A 24,264-nucleotide genomic window follows, 5' to 3' on the forward strand; every position below is an offset into this window, starting at 1 on the left:
ACATAGGATTGATATGCCCAACCAAACAAATAAGGCATCGCTAAAATCAATTGTTATGATTGGTGCGACGGGTGCCGTTGGCACGCAAGCGCTCAAGCGACTTGTTGAACTGGATGACGTTGGCAAAATCACTCTGCTTGTGCGCAGTCTATCAGCCGTTGAAAGCGATAAGATCACGCAGCATGTTGTTGATGTTTTGGACCCCGAGACCTATCAGACGCACCTTCATGGCCATGATATTGGTATTAGCACATTTGGTGTTGGGGAGCCTTCTAAAATCTCAAAAGAGGATTTCTTGAAAATCGATAAGGATGCTGTTCTAGCCTTTGCAACAAACTGCAAGAACCAAGGAGTCGAGCATTTTCAATCCCTTGGTTCGGTTGGTGTTGATTCCAAATCTTCGCAATATTACCTTAAAGCCAAGGGGGAACTCGAAGACGGAATCGTCGCGCTTGGTTTCTCCCGTGTCAGCCTCTTTCATCCATCGATGATTTTGACGCCCAATAACCGATACGGGCTAAGCCAAGGGCTTACGCTGGCACTTTGGCCATTGTTGACGCCATTGCTCATTGGTCCATTGCGTAAATTGCGTGGTATCAAGGTTGAACGCCTTGGTAGGGCTATAGCCAACAATCTTGTCAAGACTGGCCGTGGCGTTGAGGTGCTTGAATGGGATGCGTTCGAAGCCCTTAACGAGGCCCCTCTTTATTGAGGTCGTCATCGGTAGCCTTTCCAACTTGATGGGATTGTGCCACGGTCAGCTTCTTTTCTAGGGAGGAAGACCATTATGATCCGCCTATTGATTGCACTCATGCTATTGACCGGGCCGGCGTTCGCGGTTGAATGTACGCAGGCAAACGGGATTTATACCGATGATCGCGGCTTCACTTTGTCTTTTGAGACAAGGGGCACTGTAACCGCGCCCTATGTTATGAGGCTTGAGAATACGACCACCGGCGACAGGCTCATTGGTGATATTATCTATGGCAATGGGCTTGGTGTGCCCTACGCGCGGTTTGCCAAGTCCTGCAAAGTAGAAACCTATGGGCTTGAATGTGAAGAGGCGATTTATGAAGGGGTCGCCTATACCATCGGCAACTATGACGCCACTGCAGCCATTCCCGACATAAACGAGCCTGCTGCAAAAGTGATCCTGTTTCCACAGTCTGTGCTTGGCTATTATCAGGCGATAAAGTCTGGTGATCTACAAAAAATGCCAAGTGAGATTTTCGAGCTGACCGCATGCAAATAATTCGCAATAGAGAGGGCTTGTTTATCGGTAGCAGTGCTGCTTAGTGTCCTGTCCAATGATGTCGGGAGGAACCATGTCTGCTTTTACATTCAATACGACGCCAAGCATCCGGTGTGAAGTCGGGGTAACTGCCAAAATTGGCCCTGACATCGCGAGCAGATTCAGTCGATCTGTCCAGGTGATCACCGATAAGGGACTGATTGCAATCGGGCTGCTTGCTCCCTTTCTCCAATCTTTGGAAGACGCAGGTGTCTGCTATGTCGTGTTTGATGGAGTGGTCGCCGATCCTCCTGTTGCGGTTGTCGAGGCGGCCAAGGCTCAAGCCTTGGAGGCAAATGTCGATACCATCGTTGGGTTCGGTGGTGGCTCTTCTCTGGATGTTGCCAAGCTGGTGGCGCTGATGGTTGGTGGCGGCGAGGCGCTGGATGATATCTATGGGGTGGGTCTGGCAAAAGGAAGGCGCTTGCCGCTTATTCTCATTCCCACCACTGCGGGCACCGGATCGGAAGCCACGCCGGTGGCCATCGTAACCATCGGAGAGGGTGAGAAAAAAGGTGTTGTCGCACCGCAGCTGTTGCCCGATCTGGCTATTCTGGATGCTGCTTTGACCCTTGGGTTGCCTGCTTCTATTACGGCGGAGACCGGCGTTGATGCGATGGTGCATGCCATTGAGGCCTTTACTTCGACGTCACCCAATAATAATCCGATTTCCAAGGGGTTGGCCCGCGGTGCGCTGGAGTTGCTGGGAAGCAATATAAAGGCGGCGGTTGAGCATGGCTCAAATCTTGAAGTGCGCAGCAATATGTTGCTTGGCTCCCTGATCGCGGGGCAGGCTTTTGCCAACAGTCCCGTTGCTGCGGTGCATGCGTTGGCCTACCCAATTGGCGGCTACTACCATGTTCCGCACGGTCTTTCTAACGCACTGGTGTTGCCTCACGTGTTGGCGTTTAACGCGACGGTCTGCGGTGATGCTTATGCCGAATTGGCTCCGCTTGTCTTTCCTGATTTGTTGGGAGTGTCTAAAGACCGAAGGGCGGCCATGTTTGTGGCGCACATCGCCGATCTATGTTCGGAATTGGGCATGAAAACCCAATTGCGGCAAGTGGGTATCGAGCGGGATGCTTTGGCGCATTTGGCGTCCGAGGCGATGAAACAATCGCGGCTATTGGTCAACAATCCGCGGCCGGTAGATGAAGTGGCGGCGTTGGCGATCTATAAAGCGGCTTGGTAGGTGCGTTATCTGCGCTTGTCAGCCTCGATCACGTTTCAGTTTGGCCAGTGCTTCATGCAGGCTGGAGAGAAAACGAGAACGGTCTGTTTTTGAGAAGGGCGGTGGGCCACCACCTACATCGCTGACTTCTCGCAAGTCCGCCATCAGATTGCGCATGGCGACAGCAGAGCCGATGGAATTGTCGGTGAAGGGCTTGCCCGTTGTCCCGATGACGATTGCGCCCTTTTCCATGCATCTTTGTGCCAGTAAAATGTCGGCAGTGACAACAACCGCCGCGTCATGGGACGCTTGGGCAATATAATCGTCGGCGACGTCGGGGCCGTCTTCTACTTTGACAAAGGTTACCCAGTCTTCGCGCGGGATGCGCATAAATTGATTGGCGACCAATGTCACGGGCACGCCGTGGCGCTCCGCGACTTTGTATATTTCTTCTTTGACTGGACACGCATCTGCATCGACATAGACTTCGATGCTCGTCGCTTGAGTTTGGTCTGTGCTCATATGATCCGCCCTAGGTCTTGTCTACCAGACAGATTTGGATGTCGGCGACGTTGGTGCCTGTGGCACTCATCATGATGTGATCGCCGGACAGGGCAAGGGCTTTGTAGCTGTCATTGTTGGCGAGCAGAGCTTCTGGGTCGGCGCCTTGCTCTCTAATGCGGGCAAGGGTTTGGGCGTCAACCAATCCGCCTGCGCTGTCGGTGGGGCCGTCGCGCCCGTCGGTGCCGCCGGATAAAAAGACCCAATGGCCGTCTTGTTGCGGCTCTTTTTCAGCAAGAGCCGCGAGGCGCAGCGCCAGTTCCTGATTGCGACCGCCCAAGCCGTCGCCCTTCAGCGTCACAGTGGTCTCGCCTCCCCAGATGTAAGCTGTCTTTTCGCCTCTGGGAGCCGCCGAGATTTCGGCAAGCAGATGCGGAGCGATGTCTTCGACATCTCCCTCTAGCAAATCATCGAGGATCAGACCACGCCAACCCAATGGTACCGCGTCAAAAATGGCATCAAGGCTGATGCGGTTTGAGCCGATCAATAGATTGGTGGTATTGGACAGGTCTTTGGTTTGGTCACCCAGTTTGTTTTCGAGAGCGCTGCGGACATTGGCTGGCAGTTGATCGATGAGGCCTTTTTGCTCGAACAAAGCCAGTGCGTCTTTGGCTGTTCCCAGTGGGGGATTGGTCGGGCCGGAGGCGATGACACTGAGATCGTCCCCCACCACATCAGACAGGATATAACTTTGCACCTGCGCGGGCCGGGCCAACTGGCTGAGGCCGCCGCCCTTGAGTTGGGACAGGGTCTGGCGGATCAGATTCATGTCCTGAATGGGGTAGCCGTTGGACAGCAGCAGCTTGTTGACCGCGATTTTATCTTCCAGGCTGATCCCGTCGATGGGGGCTGGAACCAACGCCGAACCGCCGCCACTGATGAGGACGATGACTTTGTCTTTGTCGGTTGTCGTGGCCAACAGATCGATGATGGCTTTGCCTGCTGCTAGGCCATTTTCATCTGGAACGGGGTGGCCTGCTGCGAATGTGGTTGCGCCTTCGATCTTCGTGGCATTTTCATAATTGGTGATGACGAGCGCTTCAAATGGCGTGTCCTGGGGCAGGGCACCAAGGCACGTTGTTGCCATGGCATTGGCGGCCTTGCCTAGTGCTATGACCAAATAACGGCCATCCTGCAGGGGAGAGAGGGGATTATCTTGAAATGCCTTGTCCAACCCGGCTTTTGGGTTGGCCGCATTCACTCCGATCTGGAATAAGGCAAGTGCCTGCTCTCTAAGTTGTTGAATGATTGGGTTCGCCGCTGCCATGATTTCATCCTCACTTGCCCAGTCTGTGCCCCTTGATGATGCAATCGGATGAGGCGGATCGGGTGTTTGTTGGTTTGCACGACTATAAGAGGCGTGGAGCAACAAGGTCCAGTCTTGCAGGGGACTGAAATCAGACTTTACAGAGATAAATGGACGGTTGGGGATGGTTTTGGGTGAGTTTACAAAAAATATGCCCTGTCCCCGGTTAACACCGGGGGCAAGGCATGGATATCATCTGGGCGGGTCTGAATAACATGCCGTATCGGGGAGGAGGCAGCATGTTGCTCAGTGGCCTCCCGTCTCAGATGACGGTGCCCCTCGAGAGGGGCTTCGTTGGCTCACTTACAAGTATAAATCTACTACTTTCGTCGTGGATATAAAGCGTCATTATTGCCTAGCAGCTTTGCCGATAGGACATGGCTAGGCCATATTTTGCTTTATTTGCAAGTGTTTATGCTTATTTTAGAGGTTGTCGCGACGGTAGAATGTCATGGCTTCCCAGTCGCGGCGTTCTGGATGAATGCGCTGCTCGGATTTGCCTGTGCCTTTGAAAATGCTGAGGGCAATCGAGAGTGGGTTGCTGCTTTTAATAGACATGGCTTTTACCTCTTTGGGTTGGAAGCCTCCAGCATATTCTGGAGACCTGAGCCTAGGATTTGGTGACATAATGCCATCTTGGGGGATTTCATAAAGGGACAAATTTGCTTAGCGTTCATGCGATATATGCATGGCTCTATTTTTTGCTGTGCAAATTAATTTTAGCTCCTTGCGCTTTGGGTTGCTGGTTTCCGGATCGATTGTGCTGGAATAGGTCGGACTGTTTGCTCAAAGGTTGCTCAAAGTCTGCTTGAAATTACCTTTGGGAAAAGACGCTTGCTTGCTGCATCCAAAGCCGCTGACAGAGGCTTTGGATTCTGATATGTTCCTTTTATGTTCTGTTTTTGAGTGAGGTATGTGATGGATGATGTGTTTGCCAATAGCTATCCTTTGAAAGCCGGTCGTGCGCATGAAGTGACCGGCCATGGTTCCACGGCATTCGCGGCGATTGCTTGTGGCATTGGGAGCAAAAGTGGGTCCCGCATAAATCATGCGCGGCCCGCTTTATGGCTGACTCAAGGCTGGCGGTCCGACCAGCTCAATCCGGTTGGCCTGTCTGTTTTTTGTGATCCGCATCGGATGCTGCTTGCTCGTGTCGCGGATCAAAAAAACATGTTGGCCTGTGCCGAAGAGGCGCTGCGCTCGGGCGCGGTTTCCACTGTGGTGGTTGAAGTGGGGCAGGCTTTATCCTTTACCGCAGGTCGGCGTTTGCAACTAGCCGCAGAGATGGGAGGGGCGACCGGACTTCTGCTGATTGGCGAGGATATGGGGAATAATGCAGCAGAAAGCCGCTGGCATTGTGCACCACTTTTCCGACAGGCTGTGCCCGGCTTGGCATCTTCTGACTCGACTCTGCAACGGTGGCAGATTATAAAGAACAAATCAGGAACAATTGGATATTGGGATATCATCTGGGATGCAGAGACGCGTCGTGTCATTGTGGTTTCCGAGGCTGGCGAGCGACCGCATTATGCGGCGACAGCCAGCGATGATGCCGTTTGCCCTTACGTTGCAGCTGAGTAACAGCGATCGCCTTTATTGTCTCAATGAACAGGCCGAAGCGCAAGGATTGCAGCGGGGGATGGGCTTGGCTGATGCCCGTGCGTTATGTCCCGGTTTGCAGACCATGCCTGCCGACAGGGAAGCGGACAGCCGTTTTTTGCATCTTCTGGCGCGCTGGGCGGGGCGCTATTGCCCGTGGGTCGGTCTGGAAGGGGACGACGGATTGGTCATGGATGTGACCGGATCGACCCATTTGTTTGGTGGCGAAGAGGCGTTGTTGCAGACTTTGCAGGACCGGATGATGCGGGCTGGATTGCATGTGCAGCTTGCACTGGCCGATACGCGGGGCGCGGCGTGGGCGCTTGCGCATTTTTCTGAAGGTCCTTTTTTCGAAGGAGGCGGTGCCTCTGGCCGATTGGCCGAGGCGGGGAAAAGCTTTGATGCCATCAAGGGGCTGCCGGTCGTAGCACTGCGTCTGGAAGACAAAATTTGCACCGGCCTTTTGCGGTTGGGTGTGCGCTCCATTGAAGATCTTTATGCCCTGCCAAGGGCAACACTGACGCGCCGTTTCGGCTTGACGCCCTTGATGCGGATGGATCAGGCGTTGGGGCATCGCAACGAGACGATCTCGCCGTTGGGGGAGCCTGCGCATTATGGCGTACGTATGAGCTTGCCCGAAGCCATCGGGCTGGCTTCGGATGTGATGGCCGTGGCTTCGAAATTGTTGGACCGGCTCTGCGACAAGCTGGTGGAACAAGGCTGTGGTGTGCGGGTGTTGCAATTGACTATGCGGCGGATGGATCTGGCCGCCAGTCAGGTGGAATTGCGCCTCGCACGCCCCATGCGGCAAGCCGCGCGCATTCTGCCGCTGTTTGAGCGTAGTGTGAATGAGGTGGATGCCGGATTTGGTATCGATATGGTGCGGCTTGAAGCGGTGGTGATCGAGCCGTTGGTGGATGAGCAGTTGGTAACGGCGTCGGTTGCTGGTGTGGGGGGGCATGACGATGATGGCAGTGGCGGGTCTTGCCAGCCGCTGGATGATTTGATCACCAGGCTTGGCAGTCGGATCGGGCTTGAAAATATTGTGCGTTTTGTGCCTGCAGACAGTCATATCCCCGAGCGCAGTTTTTCCATACAACCTGCGGCTTGGAGTGCGCCTGCGCAGGAATGGCCGCGCTGTGCGGCAGCAGACTCAGGCTCTGTTTCTGGGGCTGGTCAACCGCGTCCGTTGCGCCTGTTTCCGCCAGAGCCGCTTGTGCTGCCCTATAACAAGGAAGAAGAGTCTATATCAGGACGACGGGAGCCTCCGGCCCATTTTCGTTGGCGGCGTATGGCGTTGAGCATTGAGCGGGCGCGCGGGCCAGAGCGCATTGCACCTGAATGGTGGTGGGAAGATGCTGCTTGGCGGACGGGCTTGCGGGATTACTGGTGGGTGGAGACACGGCAGGGGCGGCGGCTCTGGCTGTTTCATACCCCACAGAACCGGCTGTCGCATTTTTCCAGCTGGTTTGTGCAGGGGGAATTTGCATGAGCCCAGACAGGCAGCAAAGCAAGGGGCGTCCGCAATCGACCGCCGTGTCGCCCCAACAGCTTGAGCAATTGCGACCCAAGGTCTATTCCGAATTGTGTGTGACCTCCAATTTTACGTTTCTGACCGGTGCATCGCATCCCGAGGAACTGGTGAGCAAAGCGGCAGAATTGGGACTGGAGGCAATTGCCATCACCGACCGCAATTCGCTGGCAGGTGTGGTGCGGGCTTATGCTGCACTGAAGGAAATTGAACGGGTCAATCAAAATACAGACGGCATCAAAGTGCCTCGACTGATTGTCGGCTGTCGGTTGGCTTTGGCCGATAGTGCCCTTGACTGGGTTGTTTTGCCGACAGACCGGCCCGCTTATACGCGGTTGGCGCGGCTGTTGACGTTGGGCAAAAGGCGCGCGGGGAAAGGGGGCTGCCATTTGGTGCTGGCCGACATGTTGGAGGGGTGCTCGGGCATGATGATCATTGCCTTGCCGCAGCAGGGTTTGGCACATCCCGATGTGGTTGCTCATCTCGGCACAGTCGTGCAGCGCTTCCCCGGGCATGTGTTTTTGGGGGCTGCACCTGCCTATAACGGCACGGATCAGGCCCATTTTGACGCCTGCGCACGGCTTGCCTACCGGTTGGCTGCGCCGATGGTGGCGGTGGGCGATGTGTTGATGCACCACGCAAAACGGCGACAGCTGGCGGATGTGCTGACCTGCATGCGCGAGCATGTCACCATTGATGAAATCGGCTCACGGGCACTTCCCAATGCAGAACGGAGGCTGAAGGGTGCTGCTGATATGGAGCGGCTCTATCGCAGGCATCCGGCGGCGCTGCGTCGGGCGAGCGAGATTGCCATGCGTTGTAATTTTTGCCTCAGCCAGCTGTCCTATCAATATCCCGATGAGGTGGCTGGCAAGGAAGCGCCGCAAGCGCGGTTGATCCGGTTGACCGAACAAGGACTCAAACGGCGTTATCCTGCTGGCGTGCCAGAAAAATCACGCAAACTGGCGGATAAGGAACTGGCGCTGGTCGAAAAGCTGGGCTTCGCTGCTTATTTTTTGACTGTGCATGACATTGTGGCTTTTGCCAAAGAACAAAAAATCCTGTGTCAGGGGCGCGGTTCGGCGGCCAATTCGATCCTTTGTTATGCCCTTGGGGTTACCGATGTCGCGCCCGAAATCATCACCATGGTGTTTGAACGCTTTGTCTCGGAACATCGCGGCGAGCCGCCTGATATTGATGTGGATTTTGAGCATGAGCGGCGCGAAGAAGTGATCCAGCATATTTATGAAAAATATGGCCGCCATCGTGCCGGCCTGTGCGCCACAGTGATTCATTTTCGCTCTCGCTCGGCCATTCGCGAAGTGGGCAAGGTGATGGGGTTGAGCCAAGATGTGACCGCGGCTTTGTCCGGGCAGATCTGGGGCATGTCCAATGATGGCGTCGACACCAGTCGCATGCGAGAGCTGGGGCTGGAACCGGGGGATCGGCGGTTGATGCAGACCGTGCGACTGATCGGGGAGATCGTTGGCTTTCCACGGCATTTGTCGCAGCATGTGGGAGGCTTTATCATCACCAAGGGGCGGCTGGATGAATTGTGCCCGATTGAGAATGCGGCGATGGAAGATCGTACCATCATCGAGTGGGACAAGGATGACATCGATACGCTGGGGATTCTCAAGGTCGATATCCTGAGCCTTGGCATGCTGACCTGTATCCGCAAGAGCTTTGACCTTTTAAAACAGCATGAAGGCCTGCATTATGACATCGCGGCGGTGCCGCAAGAGGATGCCGCCACCTATGACATGTTATGCGTGGCCGATGCGGTGGGGGTGTTTCAAGTGGAAAGCCGGGCGCAGATGAATTTTCTACCGCGTATGCGTCCCCGTCGCTTTTATGATCTGGTGATCGAGGTGGCGATTGTTCGGCCCGGACCTATTCAGGGGGGGATGGTGCATCCCTATATCAACCGGCGGCAGGGGCGTGAAAAAGTACATTTTCCGTCCAAAGAACTGGAAGGCGTGTTGGGCAAGACGCTGGGTGTGCCGCTGTTTCAAGAGCAAGCCATGCAGATCGCTGTGGTAGGAGCAGGGTTTTCTCCCGAAGAAGCAGACCAATTGCGGCGATCACTGGCGACATTCCGGCGCATGGGCACCATTCACAGCTTCAAGGACAGGTTTTTGGCAGGCATGTTGCAGCGCGGCTATGACAAAGATTTTGCCGAGCGCTGCTTTTCTCAGATCGAAGGCTTTGGCGAATATGGCTTCCCCGAAAGCCATGCTGCGGCTTTTGCTATGCTGGCCTATGTGTCGGCTTGGTTGAAGTGTCACCATCCGGCGATTTTCGCCTGTGCTTTGCTCAATTCCCAGCCGATGGGCTTTTATGCGCCCGCCCAGATCGTGCGCGACGCGCGCGAACATGGCATCGAGGTGCGGCCCATCTGCGTCAACAACAGCAGTTGGGACACCATGCTGGAGCGGCGCGGCGATGGGGCAAAGGCATTGCGGCTGGGCTTTCGGCAGATAAAAGGCTTCTCAAAAGAAGATGCCAACTGGATCGTGGCGGCTCGTGGCAATGGCTATCCTGATCCGCAGAGCGTGTGGCAACGCTCGGGCCTGTCGTCGGGTGCGCTGGAACGGTTGGCCGAGGCGGACGCCTTTGTGTCGATGGAAATGGACCGGCGCGAGGCTTTGTGGCAGGTGAAAGCCCAAGCGGGGCTCAAGCCTTTGCCGCTGTTCAATGACCCCATTGACGGAGAGTGTATCGACGAGCCGAAAGTGACGTTACCGGCGATGCATTTGGGCGAGGAGGTGGTGGAGGATTATGTCGCCATGCGGCTGTCCCTGCGGGCCCACCCGATGGAGCTGTTGCGGCCGTCGATGCCAGAGCTGACAACCCACAGCGATTTACTGACCACAGGGGTGAAAAAAGCCAGCGTTTGCGGTTTGGTGATCACTCGCCAGCGCCCCGGCACCGCATCGGGGGTGATTTTTGTGACACTGGAAGATGAGACTGGGGTGGCCAATGTGGTGGTGTGGCCCAAGATCTACAAGCTTTTCCGGCGGGCGGTGATTGCGGGGCGGCTTTTGCGGGTGCATGGTACGTTGCAGAAGGAAGGCATCGTGGTGCATTTGATTGCCGAACGGGTGGAGGATCTATCGCACCGTCTGTCCGAGCTTGGTCATCCGCTTGATGAGGTGGTGGGTATCACCCAACCGCAGGCCGATGATGCGCCCCGCATCAAAGCGTCCAAAGCGCTGGGGCGTCCGGCATCGCCCCCTGCCTCAAGAGCACGGCATCCGCGTGAGCAGGCCAAAAAGCTATTTCCAAGTCGGGATTTTCATTAAGGCCCAATTCGAAAGCGTGGAGCCGGAGGCCTCATCATGGCTTTCTTCGGGGCATAGGGTATCTGAAACAAGCTGGTTGGCGGTTGCTTTGTGATGCTTTTGATTTGGGACGTCTGTGGCTCTCTCGTGTGCTGATAGAGGCGTGCGCAAGGCCGATGAGCAAAATTAGAGAGGCGCCGCGCTTGGTTGTCTGAATCGGGAAATCCACAGGCTGTTCCGGTTTTTATTTTCTTCAAAATATTACGTGATTTTCCATAATTATTGCAGTTGCGAAACCGATTTCGAAGACACCCTACTTGTTTGAAACTAAAAAGATTTTGGCCATCGTTAATGCATGGTTTGAATTTTTCACGAAACCGGTTTCAGATCTTTTCGAACTTCTCTACGGACTATTGGGACTAGATATTACAATTGTTGGTATCATTCTCTTGCCGAAACCGGTTTCGGAGAAGAAGCTTTAATCAGGAGGGACGTGTGAGCAAACCAGACAATAGCGTGAATTCGGGGCGCAGAAGTAGCAAGCCCAGAGTAACCATCAAAGATGTGGCCGAGGAGTTGGCTATGGCCAAGAGTACTGTGTCTCGTGCGCTAAATGGTTACAGCGATATTGCCGAGAGCACGCGCCTCAGAGTGTCCAAGACAGCCCAGCGTATGGGGTATCAACCCATGGTGCAGGCACAGGCTATCCGGACCGGATTGATGCGTTCGGTAGGTTTGGTGCTCAATGTTGGGGGGTCTAGCAGTCATCGTCCTTTCCTTACCAATTTTATCGATGGAATATCTCAGCGAGCCAGTCAGGAAAACTGGACTTTGACCGTGACCACTGCACAAAATTCCGAAGCTGTGCTGGAAACAATTGAACGTCTGAGCAATGAGCGCAAAGTGGACGGTTTCATTTTGCCGCGCACGCGAGTGATTGATCCTCGGGTCGACTTTCTTCGGACTCATGGCGTTCCGTTTGTAATGTTTGGACGTACTGGCAATGACGATGAATGCAGCTGGTTCGATATCAAGGGTGAGCTGGCTATTGAGAAAGCGGTTCTCCGGCTGGTAACCCTCGGTCACAAGCGCATTGGCTTTATCAATGGCCTTGACCGCTACATGTACGCCAGTTTGCGTTTTGATGGTTACGTTCAGGGTTTGAAAAAAGCAGGATTGGCCTATGACGAAACGCTGGTGCGCCCTAATGCCGTGACCAAGCGGGATGGCCTTAGGGAAGGCGCGGTTTTGCTGGATTTGCCTGCGCCGCCAACGGCCGTTGTTTGCGCTGTCGATCTTGCTGCGCTGGGTGTCTATCAAGCCGCTAAAGAGCGAGGCCGGAAGATTGGCCGCGATCTTTCTATCATTTCCTACGATGGCATTGACGAAGGGGAATATGCCTCTCCCCCTCTGACCAGCTTTTCGGTCGACAATCGGGCCGCAGGAGAAATTCTTACGGGCCTACTCATCAAGCGCATCCGTGGCGAAGCGCCTGAAACACTCCGCCAACTTGGCGAAGCCACTTTGATCGAACGGGCCTCTGATGGTCCGCCGGTCTCCTAACTCAAAAACTTTAAAACACCGTTAGATTGGGAGGTTTAACAATGACGACTTCTACCAAAAGCAAACGCTTAACCAGCCTGTTGGTTGGCACTTCTCTGGCTCTGGGCCTGACTATGGTTTCGGCTTCGGCGGACGGTATCCGCTTCTGGACCACCGAAGAACAGACCCCGCGTTTGGCCATGCAGCAAGAAATGGCAAAAGCGTTTGAAGCCAAAACCGGCATCAAAGTTGAAGTGATCCCTGTGACCGAAAAAGACCTTGGCACACGTGCGACAGCTGCATTCGCTGCCGGGGATCTGCCAGATGTGATCTATCATCCGCTGCAATATGCTTTGCCTTGGGTCGATGCTGGTATTCTTGATATTGACGCTGCCACTGAAGTGATCGAAGAACTCGGACAAGGGACATTTGCCCCGGGTGCCCTGAATATGGCTGCGGTTGAGGATGGTTTTGCGTCGGTACCGGTTGATGGTTGGACGCAAATGATCGTCTATCGCAAAGACCTGTTTGATGCAAAGGGACTGAAAGCCCCTTCCACCTTTGCCGATGTTGAAGCGGCTCTTAAGGCTCTGCATAATCCGCCTGAAATGTACGGCTTTGTTGCTGCCACCAAAGTGGATGAAAACTTCATGAGCCAGGTGCTGGAGCATGTGTTCCTCGCCAACGGTATTTCTCCGGTTGATGCGGATGGGTTCAAAGAGCTCGACGCGACCAAAACCAAGGAAGTGCTCGAATTTTACAAAGCGATTGTGAAAGCGTCTCCTCCAGGCGAGTTGTATTGGAAGCAATCTCGCGAGCTGTATTTTGCTGGCAAAGCTGCCATGATTATCTGGTCTCCATTCATTCTTGATGAATTGGCTGGTCTGCGCGATTCTGCTCCACCAACCATCAATGATGACCCAACCAGCCCAGCACTGGCTGCTAAAACGGGCATCGTCACTAACTTCGCAGGCCCTTCCAATGCCGCCGGTGCTGCTTGGGGTGATGTCCGCTATTTCGGTATCTCGTCAGATGCTGACATTGAAGCAGCCCAACAGTTTGTGACCTATTCCATGAACGAAGGCTACACCAAAACGTTGGCCATCGCGCCAGAGGGCAAATTCCCAATTCGTCGTGGTGACAAAGAAAATGCCACCAAATTTGTCGACGCTTGGTCCAAATTGCCAGTCGGTGTTGATCGCAAAAAACCACTTGCTGAGCTGTATCCTGCCGAGATGATCGGCGAGATTGTTGCTGGTTTGGACGTGGCTCAGCGTTGGGGTGTCAAGGAAGGTCAACTCGGTTTGGCGTCCAAGATCATCAACAGCCAGATCTTCAACCAGATCGTTCGCAAATTCACCGATGGTGTGATCACCGGTGACGAAGCTGTTGCTTCATTGAATGAAGAGTTGGCTAAAATCAAATAAGCCAATTTTCCAAATGCTTGAAGCGTATCCCTGCAATGTCTCTCATTTCAGCAGGGATACGCAAACGAAGATCTATCGCATTTTCCACGATTTTTGGATCGCTGGACTATCTCTCGTACCGGGGGCTTTGTTCTCCCGTTGCGGCATTGGAGCTCTCTCATGTCGATGTCCGAAACACAAACCAGCCCTGCGGGCAAAAAGGCGAAAATGAACGCCTCTGCGCCTCCCGGGGCAGGCCCCTTGGCAAAACGCGAAGCGCGTCTGGCTTGGGGATTGCTCATGCCAACCTTGCTCAGTGTGGCGCTGGTTATCGTCTTGCCCCTGCTAGCAATCTTTTGGATCAGTGCCAAACCGATCAGTCTGGCCGATCTGCGCCCCACAACGCCCGGTGTGTATGAGCGCCTCAAAGGCAAGCCAAAGGTGGTGGGTGATAGCGCGATTGTTGAATATCGTCTCAAGAATAGCTCGCAAGAAAAGCCCATTACGTCGGTAACGATGAAAGATCAGTGGCCGGTTGGGTTAACGATTTCGGATCTTGACGCACGTTGTGCGCTGACAGGGCAAGAGCTAACCTGTGTTTTGGGGGATTGGGAGCCGGGCCATCGCGAAAATCTGCATATCAATGTGGTCGTGGAACAGGCTTTTCTCGATGCGGGCACCAATATCCGCAAAACAGAACCCGAGATGAAGGGGACCGCGACTTCGGAGTTGTTCAGCTTCAATTTCACTTTAAAGAACTTCATAGCGGTGTTTGACAGCTCGGAATTTCTTGAAGTGCTGTGGGTGACGATCTTCTATACCGTTGTTGGCACCATTGGCGCGTTGCTGGTGGGCATGATGGCGGCCTTGATCCTCAATCACAACTTTGCCGGACAGGGCATTTTGCGCGGCTTGTTCTTGTTCCCCTATGTTGCACCGGTGATTGCTGTTGCCTTCACATGGGTGACATTGCTCGATCCTTTTTCGGGGTCCTTCAATGCGCTTTTGTTGCAGATGGAGCTGATTGATGCTCCGATCAATTTCTTTGGTGAGCGTCCGTTGGCCCTGTTTACGGTGACTGTCTTTGAGATCTGGCGCTATTTTCCGCTGTCCTTCTTGTTCATTCTGGCGCGCATGCAGTCGATTGATACCGATATGTATGAAGCGGCTGATATGGATGGCGCATCACCATTCCAGAAATTCTACTATCTGTCCTTGCCGCAGTTGATGGGCATTCTCTCTGTGTTGTTCCTGCTGCGCTTCATTTGGACCTTTAACAAATTCGACGATATTTTCTTGCTGACCGGCGGCAACGCTGGTACACGCACGCTCACCGTGAATGTGTATGAACAGGCCTTCGCTATTTCCAATATTGGCGCTGGGGCGGCGGTGGCTGTGGTCATCTTTGCCTGCTTGCTTGGCTTCTCATTCTTCTTCTTCCGCTTCATGAGCCGGGAGGAAGGGCTATGAAACACGGACTTATTCTCTCTCCAGTCATCGGGGCTTTGTGGAGCCTTACCATTATCGTTTGCCTGACCATCTTGCTGGCCTTTTCTACCGGCTTGCCGGTGCGGCCAATTTGGCTGATTTCCATTTTGCAAGGTGTTGCCATCAGCTATGTGGCGCTCTATGTGGCCAACGTCTGGCTTGGATTGCTCATCAGCTTGGCCATTGTTCTGGGCCTGAGTTTGCTTCAGCCATTTGGCGTGCCACTGGATCAGCGCAGCTTGGCTCAAGCTGTCGGTGTTCTGGTATTGGCAGCCGGTTTATTTGTGCCTTTGCGGGCGATGTTGCACAAGTTGCCTGCCGCGCGATTGACGCGTCATCAGTTTGAAGAATCCATTGTTCGGTTTCTAACCGGATTTGGCTATGTCTTCTTCACTGCGATTGTGATTGTGCCCTTCTATGTGATGGTCATGACCTCGATTAAGGGGCAGCAAGCCTTGATGCTCAATCCGTTGGACTTCTCCATTGATTGGAGTAAAGGCTGGGGATTATTGCGCTCGTATGAAGAGCTCTTCATGCAGTTCAATTTCGGTTCCTATTTGCTAACCTCCTTTTTGGTTGCCCTTGCAACGGTGGCGGTGACGCTGGCCTTCAGTGTGCCCGGTGCCTATGCGGTTGCACGATTGCGCTTTAAGGGGCAAGCGGTGATGTCCCGCTCGATCCTGTTGATCTATATGGTGCCGATGATCGTTTTGGCCTTGCCGATCTATGTCGGTTTTTCAATGTTCGGGCTTCGCAATTCGATCTTTGGATTGCTGTTGATCTATCCGGTCACCACCATTCCAGTTGCGCTCTATATGCTGCAGGGGTATTTCCGTGGCCTGCCGGGCGAGGTGGAAGAAGCCGGGCTTATGGACGGCCTGTCACGGCTGGGTGTGATCTGGAAAATCACGCTGCCCTTATCGTTGCCTGCTTTGGCCTCGGTGTCACTGTATGTCTTCATGATTGCCTGGAATGAATTTTTGTTGGCCTTCATGTTGCTCGACGACCCCTCCAAATTCACATTGACGCGTGGCGTCACGATGCTCAATTCCTCCGAGGTTCCCCGCCAGCATCTTATGGCTGGAGCCGTGATTGCGACATTCCCTATCATGGCAATCTTCCTTGGACTGGAACGCTTTATGACCAAAGGCCTGACTGCGGGCTCTGTTAAAGGATAACAAGTCAAAATGACCATCAATAACGATAAGCTTGATCGACAGGCTCGGCGCATCCTGAGAAATAATGATCGGGGGGGATATACCGTGCCGACCTCAGGGCTTTATCCTTATCAGTGGAACTGGGATTCCTGTTTCGCTGCATGGGGATTTTCTGTCTTTGATGTCAAGCGGGCATGGTTCGAAATTCACACGCTCTTCACTGGCCAGTGGGACACGGGCATGGTGCCTCATATTATCTTCCATAAACGCGCGGACGGCTATTTCCCCGGCCCAGATGTTTGGGGTGTGGATCGTATTCCCCACACGTCGGGAATCACCCAGCCCCCTGTCGCCGCGACATTGATCCGGTCCATCTATGAAGCCGACAAGCGCTATGGTCGCGTGCATATAGATCTGGTTTATGGTCGCCTTGTCAGCTGGCACCGTTGGTTTATGAAGAACCGGGTTGATAATGGCATGGTTGCCATCACCCACCCATGGGAAAGTGGTCGCGATAATGCCGTCGATTGGGACGCTGCCATGCAGGCTGTTGATCCAACGGGTGTTGGGGAGTATGTCCGGCGGGATACCAGTCATGTGGACCCTGAAATGCGACCCAAGAAGGCTGATTATGATCGCTATCTCGCCATGCTCTACTATGGCCGTGAAGCGCATTGGGACGAGACGACCATTCGTAAAGGGTCTCCTTTCCGCGTCGGGGATGTCGGCATGACATTCATTCTCCTGCGTGCATGTCGCGATTTGCTTCACATGGCGTCCGAACTGGATCACTTGACGCATGAGATTGAAGGCTGGATCGCTGAGCTTGAAGAAGGCGTCAAGCGGCACTGGAATCCTGACGGATATTACGACAGCGTGGATCTCAGAACGGGCAAATTTACAGGCTCTCTCAGCTCGGCTTCTTTCCTGTGCTGGTATGCAGGGATTGATAGTCCGGAAATGAAGGTAAAGCTGGAGGAGGTCCTGTCAAAGGTCAATTTTGCTGTGCCGTCACTTGACCCGCAAGATGAGCGTTTTGAGCCGTTGCGTTATTGGCGCGGGCCCGTCTGGGGCATTGTCAATACATTGATCGGAATAGGCCTTGATGAAAGCGGGCACACGTTGCTTTCTGAACGGCTGCGCAAGGATACGCAGAAGCTGATCGCGGAACATGGATTTTATGAGTATTTCAGCCCAACTGATGGCACACCCGCAGGCGGAGATTCCTTCACATGGACTGCGGCGATTTGGCTAACATGGGCTGGGCCTCATGCCAAGGGGAGGTTATAAGATGTCATCAATCGAACTTAGAGCCGTTGAGAAATGGTTCGGTGACGTGCAGGTCATCAAGGGCGTGGATTTGGCCATCGAGGAGGGTGAATTTGTCATCTTTGTTGGTCCTTCAGGTTGTGGCAAATCGACATTGTTGCGTACCATTGCAGGGCTTGAGGAATGCTCGCGGGGTGAAATCCTGATCGAGGGTAAAAATGTTGCGTCCGAGCCGCCCGCCGCGCGTGGATTGGCTATGGTGTTTCAATCCTATGCACTGTATCCGCATATGAATGTGCGGGATAATATGGGCTTTGGCCTCAAAACAGCGGGCAAACCGAAGGCGGAAATCGAAGCCAAGGTGAATGAAGCCGCCGCCGCTTTGAAGTTGGAAGCGTATTTGGACCGGCGGCCAAAGGAACTGTCCGGTGGGCAGCGTCAGCGCGTGGCTATTGGGCGTTCGATTGTCCGCGATCCAACGGCCTTCCTCTTTGATGAGCCCCTGTCTAATCTTGATGCCTCTTTGCGTGTTGAGATGCGCTATGAGATCGCCAAACTGCATCGCGAACTTGCAACAACCATGATCTATGTGACCCATGATCAGGTGGAAGCGATGACACTGGCAGACCGGATTGTGGTGCTGCGTGATGGCATCATCGAGCAGGTGGGCACACCGCGCATGTTGTATGAGCGTCCTGACAATCTGTTTGTTGCCCAGTTTATTGGCTCACCCAAGATGAATGTCATGCCGTGCCAAACCATTGGCAACGATTATGTGTTGGAGGGCGCCCGTGGTGGGCCTCAAACCCAGACCGGCGCGGCTGTGCATTTGGGTGTGCGACCCGAGGCAATCTCGATTGGCGCTGTTGGTGACGGACAATGTGACGGCGAAGTCGACATTGTCGAGTATCTCGGATCCGATACCCATTTGCTTGTCGATTGTGGCCCTCTTGGGGCGATCGGTGTGCGGCTGGATGGCGATTCTATCGTCGCACCGGGCGACAAAGTGGGTCTGATTTTCGAGCCTAGCAAGCTTCATTTCTTTGATGCCGAGGGGCAGGCTCTTCCTCGGGATTGACTGGAAGGGTGGTGTTGCAGGCCACCCTGTTGATGAACCTCCCATCAACGAAAAGGGGGAACGGACTAGCCGCTCCCCCTTGATGTTTTCGACTCGTTAAAACGCAATCGTATTTGGTTGCTTTAAAGCGCAATTGCCCTAAACAAAGCGATTGATCATATTTTCCAGTTTTTCCTGCTGGCCAGAGCGTGGCTGCGGGTTGATGTCGTCTTTGAGGACGCGATCAAAGATGCTATCGAGGCTTTGATCTTTCAGCATGGCCTGATTGACGTCTTTATCCCAATCGGCATAGCGATCCTTGAGTGCACCGTCAAAACGACCGTCTGCGATGATGGCTGCTGCGGCCTTGAAGCCACGTGCACAAGTATCCATGCCGCCGATATGGCCGGCCACCAGATCATCGGCATCAATTGACTGACGGCGCAGTTTGGCATCGAAGTTGGTGCCGCCGGTTTTGAAGCCGCCATCCTTGAGAATATGGTAATAGGCCAAGGCCACTTCAGGGGTGTTGTTGGGGAATTGGTCTGTATCCCAACCGGATTGATAGTCATTGCGGTTCATGTCGATGGAACCGAGCATGCCTTCAGACGTGGCAACCGCGATTTCATGCTCGAAAGAATGGCCTGCCAGAATCGCGTGGCCTTGTTCAAGGTTCAGTTTTATTTCGCCTTCCAAGCCATATTTGCGCAAGAAACCGATGCAGGTCGCAGCATCATAGTCATACTGATGCTTGCTTGGTTCTTGTGGTTTTGGCTCAACCAGAATGGTGCCTTTGAAGCCGATCTTGTGTTTGTAATCGACCACCATCGTCAGGAAGCGGCCCATTTGGTCCATTTCCTTTTTGAGGTCGGTGTTGAGCAGGGTTTCATAGCCCTCACGGCCACCCCAAAGCACATAGTTTTGGCCGCCCAGACGATGGGTGGCGTCCATGCAACTTTTCACAGTAGCTGCGCTATAGGCAAACACTTCAGGGTCTGGGTTGGTGGAGGCGCCGGACATGAAGCGGCGATTCGAGAATAAATTGGCCGTGCCCCAAAGCAATTTGGTGTCAGAGGCTGCTATTTTTTCTTCAAAATAGTCGACTATTTCATTGAGATTGGCGAGGCTTTCAGCGAAATTCTTACCCTCTGGGCGTACATCTGCATCATGGAAACAGAAATAAGGCGCACCAAGCAGGTCGAACAATTCAAAGGCGACATCGGCTTTGAGCTTGGCTTTGGACATTTCGTCGCCAAACCAGGGGCGGTCAAAGGTGCGTCCGCCAAATGGGTCGCCACCTTCCCACGCAAAGCTGTGCCAGTAGGCAACCGCAAAGCGCAGATGCTCCTTCATGCTTTTCCCCATGAGCATTTCATCGGGATTATAATGATGGAAAGCGAGCGGATTGTCGCTGTTGGGGCCTTCATATTTGATTTTTGATAGAGAACCAAAAAAGTCAGTCATGATCATAGATCCTTCAATGAGGAATAAGCGGCTGCATAGCGGGCATAAGAATCGTTAAAGCCTGATTGCAGCTCTCGATTTGGATAAAAGCTTTTTTCAATGTCCGGCATGGTGCAGACATCAGCCGGATTGCATTTCTGGTCTGCAACCAGACCCATGCGCGCCGCTCCGAAAGCGCCACCAAAATCCCCTGCGGCGGGGCGGTCAATCTGTTTGTCCAAAATGGTAGCGAGCAGGGACAGCCAATAATCCGATGAGGATCCGCCGCCCACCGCGATGAGCCGATCGAGATGGGTGCCTGCGGCTTCCAGAGCACGAATGCCATCTTTGAAGGCATATGATACGCCTTCCAAAACGGTTCTGGTCAGGGTTTCGCTGTTATCAGGATGGGCAAGGCCAATGAAACTGCCGCGGATGGTTGCATCATTGTGGGGCGTGCGCTCTCCGCCTAGATAGGGGAAGAACAGGCTCGATCCGGGGCCTTGGATGTCTGACCCAAGGGCCTTGGTTAGGTCCGCTGCTTTGGATCCTACCAAATTGGCGTACCAGTTCAGGGCGTCTGTTGCGGCCAGTATAACCGCCATGTGGCACCAGTGGTTGGCGGTGGAGTGGCAGAAGGTGTGCACCGCGCTTTCGGGCAGCGGGCGGTAGCTATTGGTCGCCGCATAGATTACACCTGATGTGCCCAGCGACAGGAAGGCATCGCCTTCGCCGGTGATGCCTGTGGCCAACGCCGAGGCGGCGTTGTCGCCTGCGCCGCCTGCGACCACCACATCGGGAGAAAAGCCCCAACGATCAGCAAGAACCTGACGGATTGTGCCCGTGGCCTCGGTGCTTTCGGCAAGGGCGGGCATGTGTGATATGTCGAGCCCTGTGGCTGACAGCAATGGGGCGGACCATTCGCGCTTGCCAACGTCAAGCCAAGCGGTGCCGGCGCTGTCGGAATAATCCGAGACATGGTTGCCCGTCAGCCAAAGCCGCAAATAGTCCTTGGGCAGAAGTACTTTTTTGATGGCTTTGAAAAGCTCGGGCTTGTTGTTGCGCATCCAAGCCAGTTTTGGGGCCGTAAAGCCGGGAAAGACAATGTTGCCGGTCAGCTCACGAAAGCCGGGTGTGGCATCCAGTTCGGCGGCTTCTATAAAACTGCGGGTGTCATTCCAAAGAATGCAGGGTGCAATCGGTTTGTCTTCGGCATCCAGCATGGTCGCGCCATGCATGTGGCCAGATAGGCCAATCGCCTTGACATCCCGAAGGGCTCGCGGGGCGCTGGCTGCCAGTTCGTCAAATGCGGCTGCTGTGGCGGTGATCCAGCTCGCCGGATCTTGCTCGCTCCACCCCGTGGCGGGGCGTTCAACAGTCAAAGGCTGATGGGCTGTCGCCACAATCTGCTGGTCATGTGACATGACAAGCACTTTGATCCCGGACGTGCCCAGGTCAATTCCTAAATACATGATCTTCCTCCCACCCGATCCTCTCGATCTGCTAAAATACAGAATGGGTCGAGAGTCTACGCGGCGGGGAAATATTAATTTAGATCATAAAATAAATCAAGAAGAGCTTTGATTCTTCCACTGCCAGTGTGCTGCAGTTTAATTTGAGCGATGTTGCAGCGGTGGTTGGCTGTTAGGTTGCTGTCTCGCCGTTATTGAGTTGGTCCATGGACAGGCCGACAACTTCTTCCAATGCGTAGGCTGCTGCCCCCTTTGCCCACATCATATCTCCCCATTTGTGAATGCGGATTTCCGGGGCGTGATGACCTCTTTGAATGGTTGATTCCTTTACGGCGTCAAAAACCGGTTGCGCATATAAATAGTCAAAGCGCATTTGCTCCCCCGCCAGAATGACGAGTGCCGGATCGAATAAATTCACCAGATTGGCCAGTCCCATGGCAAACATCCGGCTTGCGCGGTCAAAGATAGATTTGGCTGTTAGATCGCCTGATTTTGCGGAGTCATACAGTTGAATGAGGCGCTGCTCGGTATTGGGTTCATCGCTCCAATGGGAAAACAGCTCAGCTTCGCGCAGTAGGGCATAATCGGCGACATAGGCTTCCAGACAGCCGCGTTGACCGCAGCGGCAAAGGGCGCCTTCTATCTGTACCTTGGTATGTCCGAACTCTGCGCCAAAACCTTGTGTTCCGCGAAAAATCTTGCCGCCAAGCACGATCCCCAAGCCCACGCCCTGTTCAATGGTGACAACAAGAAAATCTGGCACGTCCCGTCCGAACCCGAACCACAGCTCTGCCATGGCTACGGCATTGGCATCGTTTTCGATGAAGCATGGCATCGGCAGGACTTCTTGCAGCAAATGTTTTAGGTTGAATTCTTGCTCTTCAATCAGCGGGCACCAGTCTACAAAGCCGGTGTCGGCTTTTACTGTGCCGGGGATGCCTATACCAATTGCTGACAAGTCGCTGACATCCAGATTGGCCGACTGGGCTGCTTTTGCCACAAGTTCGGGAATCAGTTTCATCAGATCTTCGCGGCTGAGGAGCCTGCGAGGGATGGTTGTTTGTGCTTTCCCCAGCTGGTTGCCTTCCAAATCCATAACCACGGCAGTGATCAGCTTTGCGGTTACTTTCATGCCGACGACAATATGCGCTTTGCCGCGCAGTTTTAAATCGACACGTGGGCGTCCGCGCTTGGATTGTCCCGGTTCTACAACACGTTGTACTTCTTCAATCAAGCCTGCGGTGATGAGTTCTGCGGTGATGGCTGTGACTGTTGCCGGGCTCATGCCGGTTGCATTGGCAATGTCAATCCGGGCCATCTGTAAGTTGTTTCGGATATGGGAAAAAACCAAATGGCGCCCCTGACTTCTTTGCTCAGGGATTTGAGACTGCTTTTTATTGGGGTTGGTCATTTGGATTGACTTTGCTTGTGGATTTCTTGGATTAGAAAGGTGAAAGGAAGCATTGCACTAAGGTGTTCTACCAAAAAAATTCACAAAGATGAATGCCAATTCCCATGATAATGAATTTTTAATTCGACGGATAAAATAAATAATGCTATGCATATTTGTGCAGCCAAATTTTTGCAGATCCGGCTGTTATTGTTCTTGGGAGGAACAGGATAATGAAAAAATCACTGCTTATGGCCGCTCTTTTGAGCGCGTCAATCTTTACACCTGCTCTCGCGGCAGATCTGGTCGTTGGCGTTAGCTGGTCGAATTTTCAGGAAGAACGTTGGAAAACTGACGAAGCTGCCATCGTCAAAGCACTTGAAGCTGCTGGGGCGAAATATGTTTCTGCAGACGCTCAGTCTTCTTCATCCAAACAGCTTAGCGATATTGAAGCTCTGATGGCGCAGGGCGTGGACGCTCTGATCGTTTTGGCGCAGGATACGCAAGCAATCATTCCAGCCGTTCAGAATGCTGCTGACGAAGGCATCCCTGTTGTTGCTTATGATCGTTTGATCGAAGATGGACGCGCTTTTTATCTGACCTTTGACAATGTTGAAGTTGGACGCATGCAGGCTCGCGCCGTGTTCGCCGCGCAGCCTAAAGGCAACTATGTCATGATCAAAGGTTCGCCTACCGATCCAAACGCAGACTTCCTGCGTGGTGGCCAGCAAGAAATCATTGATGCAGCTGTAAAATCCGGTGATATCAAAATTGTTGGCGAAGCCTATACTGATGGTTGGTTGCCTGCGAACGCTCAGCGCAACATGGAACAGATCCTGACTGCGAATGATAACAAAGTGGATGCCGTTGTGGCTTCCAATGACGGTACTGCTGGTGGTGTTGTTGCTGCTCTGACCGCTCAGGGCATGGAGGGTATTCCTGTCTCTGGTCAGGATGGCGATCATGCTGCACTGAACCGTGTTGCCAAAGGCACTCAAACAGTGTCTGTCTGGAAAGACGCGCGTGATCTGGGTACAGCGGCTGCTGAAATCGCTGTAGCCATGGCTGGTGGTACAGACATGGCTGACGTTGCTGGTGCCGGGGAATGGACGTCTCCTGGTGGCACAACGATGATTGCTCGTTTCCTTGAGCCGGTGCCTGTAACACAAGCCAATCTTTCTGCTGTTACAGATGCGGGTTGGATTTCGGTAGAAAAACTCTGTCAGGGTGTTTCTGGCGGTCCTGCTCCTTGTAAATAAGTTTGCTGTGGGGCATCCCACGCAATGAAAGTCGGCTC

General features: G+C 53.7%; 19 protein-coding genes. 13 read left to right on the forward strand and 6 right to left on the reverse strand.

Features of this window, described 5'->3' with window-relative positions:
- Window positions 1-13: 13 nt before the first annotated feature.
- From C0081_RS18475 to C0081_RS18485, 3 genes are all read left to right on the forward strand, one after another.
- The gene (locus tag C0081_RS18475) at window positions 14-712 is read left to right on the forward strand and encodes an NAD(P)H-binding protein (protein WP_101535338.1); all 699 of its coding nucleotides are present in this window, start codon (window positions 14-16) and stop codon (window positions 710-712) included.
- A gap of 75 nt (window positions 713-787) precedes the next feature.
- Window positions 788-1,252, forward strand: coding sequence for a hypothetical protein (locus C0081_RS18480; protein ID WP_101535339.1), 465 nt, complete (start codon window positions 788-790; stop codon window positions 1,250-1,252).
- 73 nt (window positions 1,253-1,325) lie between these two features.
- Entirely contained in the window at window positions 1,326-2,483 is a 1,158-nt protein-coding gene (locus C0081_RS18485) for an iron-containing alcohol dehydrogenase (protein ID WP_101535340.1), read from the forward strand.
- A gap of 18 nt (window positions 2,484-2,501) precedes the next feature.
- Here the strand turns inward: C0081_RS18485 and C0081_RS18490 are convergent, their stop codons facing one another.
- The 3 genes from C0081_RS18490 to C0081_RS23720 form a co-directional block, all read right to left on the reverse strand.
- Window positions 2,502-2,984, reverse strand: a complete 483-nt coding sequence (locus C0081_RS18490; protein ID WP_210200560.1) for a YaiI/YqxD family protein — start codon at window positions 2,982-2,984, stop codon at window positions 2,502-2,504.
- A gap of 10 nt (window positions 2,985-2,994) precedes the next feature.
- Window positions 2,995-4,290, reverse strand: coding sequence for a glycerate kinase type-2 family protein (locus tag C0081_RS18495; protein ID WP_101535341.1), 1,296 nt, complete (start codon window positions 4,288-4,290; stop codon window positions 2,995-2,997).
- 462 nt (window positions 4,291-4,752) lie between these two features.
- Window positions 4,753-4,887: a hypothetical protein gene (locus C0081_RS23720; protein ID WP_280952893.1), complete on the reverse strand. Its 135-nt coding sequence runs from the start codon at window positions 4,885-4,887 to the stop codon at window positions 4,753-4,755.
- A 360-nt stretch (window positions 4,888-5,247) separates the two neighbouring features.
- Here C0081_RS23720 and C0081_RS18505 point away from each other — a divergent pair, with 360 nt between their 5' ends.
- From C0081_RS18505 to C0081_RS18545, 9 genes are all read left to right on the forward strand, one after another.
- Complete coding sequence (locus C0081_RS18505) at window positions 5,248-5,910, forward strand: ImuA family protein (RefSeq protein WP_101535442.1); 663 nt, start codon at window positions 5,248-5,250, stop codon at window positions 5,908-5,910.
- Complete coding sequence (locus C0081_RS18510) at window positions 5,858-7,420, forward strand: Y-family DNA polymerase (RefSeq protein ID WP_245417997.1); 1,563 nt, start codon at window positions 5,858-5,860, stop codon at window positions 7,418-7,420. Before C0081_RS18505 ends, C0081_RS18510 begins: the two co-directional genes overlap by 53 nt.
- The gene (locus tag C0081_RS18515) at window positions 7,417-10,764 is read left to right on the forward strand and encodes an error-prone DNA polymerase (protein WP_101535344.1); all 3,348 of its coding nucleotides are present in this window, start codon (window positions 7,417-7,419) and stop codon (window positions 10,762-10,764) included. Before C0081_RS18510 ends, C0081_RS18515 begins: the two co-directional genes overlap by 4 nt.
- A 474-nt stretch (window positions 10,765-11,238) precedes the next feature.
- Entirely contained in the window at window positions 11,239-12,306 is a 1,068-nt protein-coding gene (locus tag C0081_RS18520) for a LacI family DNA-binding transcriptional regulator (protein ID WP_210200561.1), read from the forward strand.
- 41 nt (window positions 12,307-12,347) lie between these two features.
- Complete coding sequence (locus C0081_RS18525) at window positions 12,348-13,712, forward strand: ABC transporter substrate-binding protein (RefSeq protein ID WP_101535345.1); 1,365 nt, start codon at window positions 12,348-12,350, stop codon at window positions 13,710-13,712.
- 159 nt (window positions 13,713-13,871) lie between these two features.
- A complete protein-coding gene (locus C0081_RS18530) occupies window positions 13,872-15,161 on the forward strand; it encodes a carbohydrate ABC transporter permease (protein ID WP_245417998.1) in 1,290 nt (429 codons plus the stop codon).
- On the forward strand, window positions 15,158-16,357 hold the full coding sequence (locus C0081_RS18535) for a carbohydrate ABC transporter permease (protein WP_101535346.1): 1,200 nt from the start codon (window positions 15,158-15,160) through the stop codon (window positions 16,355-16,357). Before C0081_RS18530 ends, C0081_RS18535 begins: the two co-directional genes overlap by 4 nt.
- Window positions 16,358-16,366: 9 nt before the next feature.
- On the forward strand, window positions 16,367-17,626 hold the full coding sequence (locus C0081_RS18540) for an MGH1-like glycoside hydrolase domain-containing protein (RefSeq protein ID WP_101535347.1): 1,260 nt from the start codon (window positions 16,367-16,369) through the stop codon (window positions 17,624-17,626).
- 1 nt (window position 17,627) lies between these two features.
- Window positions 17,628-18,683: an ABC transporter ATP-binding protein gene (locus C0081_RS18545; RefSeq protein ID WP_101535348.1), complete on the forward strand. Its 1,056-nt coding sequence runs from the start codon at window positions 17,628-17,630 to the stop codon at window positions 18,681-18,683.
- Between the two features lie 138 nt (window positions 18,684-18,821).
- Here the strand turns inward: C0081_RS18545 and xylA are convergent, their stop codons facing one another.
- The 3 genes from xylA to C0081_RS18560 form a co-directional block, all read right to left on the reverse strand.
- Complete coding sequence (gene xylA / locus C0081_RS18550; protein WP_101535445.1) at window positions 18,822-20,129, reverse strand: xylose isomerase; 1,308 nt, start codon at window positions 20,127-20,129, stop codon at window positions 18,822-18,824.
- A complete protein-coding gene (gene xylB, locus C0081_RS18555) occupies window positions 20,129-21,577 on the reverse strand; it encodes a xylulokinase (RefSeq protein ID WP_101535349.1) in 1,449 nt (482 codons plus the stop codon). The genes xylA and xylB overlap by 1 nt, the downstream gene beginning before the upstream one ends.
- Window positions 21,578-21,749: 172 nt before the next feature.
- The gene (locus tag C0081_RS18560; protein WP_101535350.1) at window positions 21,750-22,988 is read right to left on the reverse strand and encodes an ROK family transcriptional regulator; all 1,239 of its coding nucleotides are present in this window, start codon (window positions 22,986-22,988) and stop codon (window positions 21,750-21,752) included.
- A gap of 212 nt (window positions 22,989-23,200) precedes the next feature.
- Here C0081_RS18560 and xylF point away from each other — a divergent pair, with 212 nt between their 5' ends.
- Window positions 23,201-24,226, forward strand: a complete 1,026-nt coding sequence (gene xylF / locus C0081_RS18565; RefSeq protein ID WP_101535351.1) for a D-xylose ABC transporter substrate-binding protein — start codon at window positions 23,201-23,203, stop codon at window positions 24,224-24,226.
- The last annotated feature ends 38 nt before the right edge of the window (window positions 24,227-24,264 follow it).

Source organism: Cohaesibacter celericrescens (assembly GCF_002866925.1).
GTDB classification, from domain to species: Bacteria; Pseudomonadota; Alphaproteobacteria; order Rhizobiales; family Cohaesibacteraceae; genus Cohaesibacter; species Cohaesibacter celericrescens.

What these genes read in the sequence shown, in the direction of transcription:
- C0081_RS18535 (WP_101535346.1), top strand. Translation starts at nt 15,158, where the DNA reads ATGAAACACGGACTTATTCTCTCTCCAGTCATCGGGGCTTTGTGGAGC.
- C0081_RS23720 (WP_280952893.1), bottom strand. Translation starts at nt 4,887, where the DNA reads ATGTCTATTAAAAGCAGCAACCCACTCTCGATTGCCCTCAGCATTTTC.
- C0081_RS18485 (WP_101535340.1), top strand. Translation starts at nt 1,326, where the DNA reads ATGTCTGCTTTTACATTCAATACGACGCCAAGCATCCGGTGTGAAGTC.
- C0081_RS18495 (WP_101535341.1), bottom strand. Translation starts at nt 4,290, where the DNA reads ATGGCAGCGGCGAACCCAATCATTCAACAACTTAGAGAGCAGGCACTT.
- C0081_RS18525 (WP_101535345.1), top strand. Translation starts at nt 12,348, where the DNA reads ATGACGACTTCTACCAAAAGCAAACGCTTAACCAGCCTGTTGGTTGGC.
- xylB (WP_101535349.1), bottom strand. Translation starts at nt 21,577, where the DNA reads ATGTATTTAGGAATTGACCTGGGCACGTCCGGGATCAAAGTGCTTGTC.
- C0081_RS18480 (WP_101535339.1), top strand. Translation starts at nt 788, where the DNA reads ATGATCCGCCTATTGATTGCACTCATGCTATTGACCGGGCCGGCGTTC.
- C0081_RS18515 (WP_101535344.1), top strand. Translation starts at nt 7,417, where the DNA reads ATGAGCCCAGACAGGCAGCAAAGCAAGGGGCGTCCGCAATCGACCGCC.
- C0081_RS18490 (WP_210200560.1), bottom strand. Translation starts at nt 2,984, where the DNA reads ATGAGCACAGACCAAACTCAAGCGACGAGCATCGAAGTCTATGTCGAT.
- C0081_RS18530 (WP_245417998.1), top strand. Translation starts at nt 13,872, where the DNA reads ATGTCGATGTCCGAAACACAAACCAGCCCTGCGGGCAAAAAGGCGAAA.
- C0081_RS18505 (WP_101535442.1), top strand. Translation starts at nt 5,248, where the DNA reads ATGGATGATGTGTTTGCCAATAGCTATCCTTTGAAAGCCGGTCGTGCG.
- C0081_RS18510 (WP_245417997.1), top strand. Translation starts at nt 5,858, where the DNA reads ATGCGGCGACAGCCAGCGATGATGCCGTTTGCCCTTACGTTGCAGCTG.
- C0081_RS18540 (WP_101535347.1), top strand. Translation starts at nt 16,367, where the DNA reads ATGACCATCAATAACGATAAGCTTGATCGACAGGCTCGGCGCATCCTG.
- C0081_RS18475 (WP_101535338.1), top strand. Translation starts at nt 14, where the DNA reads ATGCCCAACCAAACAAATAAGGCATCGCTAAAATCAATTGTTATGATT.
- xylF (WP_101535351.1), top strand. Translation starts at nt 23,201, where the DNA reads ATGAAAAAATCACTGCTTATGGCCGCTCTTTTGAGCGCGTCAATCTTT.
- C0081_RS18545 (WP_101535348.1), top strand. Translation starts at nt 17,628, where the DNA reads ATGTCATCAATCGAACTTAGAGCCGTTGAGAAATGGTTCGGTGACGTG.
- C0081_RS18560 (WP_101535350.1), bottom strand. Translation starts at nt 22,988, where the DNA reads ATGACCAACCCCAATAAAAAGCAGTCTCAAATCCCTGAGCAAAGAAGT.